The sequence below is a fragment of the Halomonas sp. 3D7M genome, from assembly GCF_014897885.1.
Taxonomy (GTDB): Bacteria; Pseudomonadota; Gammaproteobacteria; order Pseudomonadales; family Halomonadaceae; genus Vreelandella.
On the sequence record NZ_JABUZF010000163.1, the window covers coordinates 8,478 to 12,395 of the forward strand.

Below are 3,918 nucleotides of genomic sequence, written 5' to 3' on the forward strand. Positions count from 1 at the left end.
ACGATGTAATGCGTAATGGCCTCATATGTAAAGGCAGATAGCGCTGAACAGAAATAATAAAATGCCCCCAGTAGTGAACGCTCTGGGGGCATTTTTTATCGTATTGCTATTACATGAATAGTTATCGCATGAATAACATACCGCTAATGATTTGAAGCCTTTGTCAGCTTTAGTACCACCAAGCCCGCCACAAGCCCCCAGAATGCGCCGCCGATACCTAACAAGGTGATGCCAGAGCCGGTAAGTAAAAAGGTAACAATGGCGGCATCTCGTTGCCCGCTATTTTCAAATGCATTCGCTAACCCACCGCTTAATGTGCCAAGTAACGCTATACCAGCCAGCGACATAACTAGGACACCGGGAAGCGCATTGAAGATACCGGTAACTGTGCCGCCAAAGATGCCCATCGCGATATAGAACACGCCCGCTGCAACGCCTGCGGTATAGCGTTTAAGAGGATTCGTATGGGCATCAGGCCCTATGCATACCGCGGCGCTAATGGCCGCCATGTTGAATGCATAGCCACCAAAAGGGGCAAGTAACAGCGTTGCAGCCCCTGTCCAACTAATGAGCGGCGAACTGTTTGGCTGATAGCCTGCTGCCCGTAGCACGGCTACGCCAGGTAAATTTTGAGTCGCCATGGTAATGACAAACAGGGGGATGCCAATGCTGATCAGCGTTGTCAACGAAAAGGCAGGCGCAGTGAAAACCGGTACGGTAGGTGCTAGCGGAATGCTGTGTACGTTAAGTTGACCCTGCCAAAGGGCAATAGCAATGCCGATTAACAGCACGCCAGGCACTGCGAGCGTTGGCCATAGGCGCCGACCTGCTACCCAAGCGGCCAACATGGCCAGTGGTAGCAGCCATTGGCTTTCCATAACGTTAAACAACTCTAGGCCAAAGCGCAGCAGAATACCTGCCAGTAGAGCCGAGGCGATTGCGCTGGGAATGTAGCGCATCAAGCGCTCGAATAAACCTGTTACGCCGCAGAGCGTAATGAGCAGCGCGGAGAAGAGGAAGGCACCGATCGCTTCATCAAGTGGAATGCCAGGAAGATTCGTCGCCAAAAACGCCGCGCCTGGCGTTGACCACGCAGTCAATAAAGGCATCCGGTAGCGCAGCGATAGTCCTATCGAGGTAATGCCCATGCCAATGCCCAATGCCCACAGCCAAGAGCTGATTTGCGCAGTGCTGGCGCCCGCCGCGGCTGCCGCCTGGAAAATGATGGCCGCTGAGCTTGTATAACCAATAGTGACCGCAACGAAACCTGCAGTGACGGCCGAGAGGCTAATGTCTCGCCAGAAAGGAGTTCTATGGCTTCCAGCGGGCTGTAGAGTTGGTGGCGCCTCCATAGTGTTACCTCGTTTACGTTGGGTGGCGTGCGCTATAGCGCACAATGCTGCCAGACTATCACTGTGCGTTATAGCGCACAATATTGGCATCGCCGGTGTTCATCGCTGACCGGATAGGTAAACTACGACACTAAATTCTATGGAGAGCCGCATAGTGAGTGATCCTCATACCATTGCCGAGCACATTGCGGGAACCGTTAAAAAGCTACGTAAAGAGCGTGGTTGGAGCCTGGATCGCGCGGCGGGTGAAACGGGTGTGAGTAAAGCCATGTTGGGACAGATAGAGCGTGGTGAGTCTAGCCCTACCATCTCAACGCTTTGGAAGATCGCGAGTGGTTTTCGGGTGTCGTTTTCAACCCTGTTTGATGGTGACAAGCCTGCGTTAGGCGAACTACACAGAGATGGCTGGGAGTCCGTTTGGGGCGATGATAGCGCCGGGATGCAAGCGCGGCTGCTTTTCCCTTACGACCCGCTGCTGGGTTTTGAAATGTTTATGATTGAGCTAGCACCAGGGGCGATCAGTGAGTCGTCTCCCCACGCCAGCGGTGTGGTAGAACACATCGTCGTTGTCGAGGGCGAGATGGAGCTACGCATTGACGAGCGCTGGCAAACGCTACGAGTGGGCGAGGGGCTGCGCTTTTTTGCTGACCGACCCCACGCCATGCGTAACAGCGCTACAACGCGGCTACGTTTTCACGATGTGATTCACTATTTGCCAGGCGCTGCTTCAGGCACTTGAGCACGTAACCAGTTGAGTTCGTCAGCCCAAATGCCGGGTTCGACGGTTTCCAGAATCATCGGTATGTCATGAATGCGTTCGTCTTGCATGATCGTTGTGAACGCGTCCAGGCCGATATTGCCTTTCCCCAGGCTGTGGTGGCGGTCTACACGGCTGGCGAAGGCACTCTTGGCATCGTTTAAATGCATACCGCGTAAATACTCAAAGCCGACCACCTTGCCTAGCTCATCCAATGTTGCTTTGGTGGCCTCGGCGGTACGTAGGTCATACCCAGCGGCGAAGGCGTGGCAGGTATCAATACAAACGCCAACACGGGTTTTATCATCAACGTGGGCAATAATTTCCGCTAAATGTTCGAAGCGCCAGCCGAGGTTGGTGCCTTGCCCGGCAGTGTTTTCAATCACCGCCGTGACACCTTGTGAGGCTAGCAAAGCCTCGTTGATGGAGTCTGCAATGCGTTTCAAACAGTCGGTTTCGCTGATTTTGTTCAGATGACTGCCAGGGTGGAAGTTTAATAACGTGAGACCTAGTTGCTCACAGCGCTGCATTTCGTCTAAAAACGCAGCGCGTGATTTTTCAAGCCCAGCGGTTTCCGGATGGCCTAGGTTAATCAGGTAGCTGTCGTGGGGTAAAATTTGTTCTGGGCCAAACCCGTGGGTTTGGCAGGCTTGTTTAAACGCCGCAATGGCCTCGTCGGTCAGCGGTTTACCTTTCCACTGCCGCTGGTTTTTGGTGAACAGAGCAAAGCCATTTGCGCCAATTTCTACCGCACGGAACACTGCTTGATCCGCGCCACCTGCGGCGCTTACGTGGGCACCAAGATAGTGCATAGTCTTCCTTAGGTAGAGTAGTGAGTATTGACGAATTTAACCGTGTCGACGTCGATTATTCAAATAGCGTTGAAATGCTTCAGGCTCATCAGTAATCGCGCTGGCTACTCCCCAGCCCCAGCGGCTTTCAAAAGCGCTGGGGTCGTTGGCGGTATAGCATAAAATTTCATAGCCATCTCGGCGCATGGCAGCAGCCTGGGTGTGTTTTAAGCGTGGCCAATGAGGGTGAATGCTAAAGGCGTCGATGGCTTGACACTGGTCACGCCAAGTTGGAGGTGTGCTGCCAAACAGTACGCCCAGCGCGAGGGCTTCTTTGGGTGCAAAGTGGCGGCATCGAGCTAACGCTCGGGCATCAAACGAGGACACAATCAGCCGTTCGGCGGGCAGTGTTGCTAATACGATTGGTAATACGGTATCCACCAAGGCGATGGGGTCACGGCCTTTGTTTACCTTGATCTCTAAATTCACCCCCATATTGAGTTCGTTCAATAGCGCCAGCATGGCCTCTAGACTAGCCATCTTTTCACCTGCAAACTCATCGCCAAACCAACTGCCGACGTCAAGCTGTTGCGCACGCTGCCACGTCAGGTTAGCGAGGTTGCCACGGCTATCGGAGCAGCGGCTAATATCGCCATCATGCCAGATGACAGGGGTACCATCGCCCAATAGTTGAACGTCTAATTCCACCCAAGTAATGCCCGCTTGATGAGCGGCACGCACTGCCGTTAGGGTGTTTTCAGGTGCGGCGGCTGAGTATCCGCGATGGGCTATAAGCGTAGGCAAACAGATTGCTGGGTGCGTCATAGTCTGTCCGTTTTAGAGTAATCGATAAGCATTGTTATCAACATTTTTCAGATAGTCTAGCATGGGTGCATGACAGCAATATGTCCTGTATGGCTGGCTAATCGCTTGATTTGAGGCGCACAACGCGGTTGGATAGCCTGCTAATGTGTGTCCAGTAATTAACAATGGGAGTTTGCCCAGATGTCTAAACGTA

At 53.1% G+C, this 3,918-nt stretch carries 4 protein-coding genes; 1 reads left to right on the plus strand and 3 read right to left on the minus strand.

What is annotated here, in order from left to right; all coding sequences use genetic code 11:
* Nucleotides 1-143: 143 nt before the first annotated feature.
* Entirely contained in the window at nucleotides 144-1,352 is a 1,209-nt protein-coding gene (locus tag INT22_RS08005) for a benzoate/H(+) symporter BenE family transporter (RefSeq protein WP_226912513.1), read from the minus strand.
* A gap of 151 nt (nucleotides 1,353-1,503) precedes the next feature.
* Here INT22_RS08005 and INT22_RS08010 point away from each other — a divergent pair, with 151 nt between their 5' ends.
* Complete coding sequence (locus tag INT22_RS08010; RefSeq protein WP_089040878.1) at nucleotides 1,504-2,091, plus strand: helix-turn-helix domain-containing protein; 588 nt, start codon at nucleotides 1,504-1,506, stop codon at nucleotides 2,089-2,091.
* On the opposite strand, the gene nfo is transcribed toward INT22_RS08010, so the two are convergent.
* A complete protein-coding gene (nfo, locus tag INT22_RS08015; protein WP_193059623.1) occupies nucleotides 2,061-2,921 on the minus strand; it encodes a deoxyribonuclease IV in 861 nt (286 codons plus the stop codon). The genes INT22_RS08010 and nfo overlap by 31 nt on opposite strands.
* A gap of 36 nt (nucleotides 2,922-2,957) precedes the next feature.
* Nucleotides 2,958-3,725, minus strand: a complete 768-nt coding sequence (locus INT22_RS08020; protein ID WP_089038542.1) for a glycerophosphodiester phosphodiesterase family protein — start codon at nucleotides 3,723-3,725, stop codon at nucleotides 2,958-2,960.
* Nucleotides 3,726-3,918: the final 193 nt, after the last annotated feature.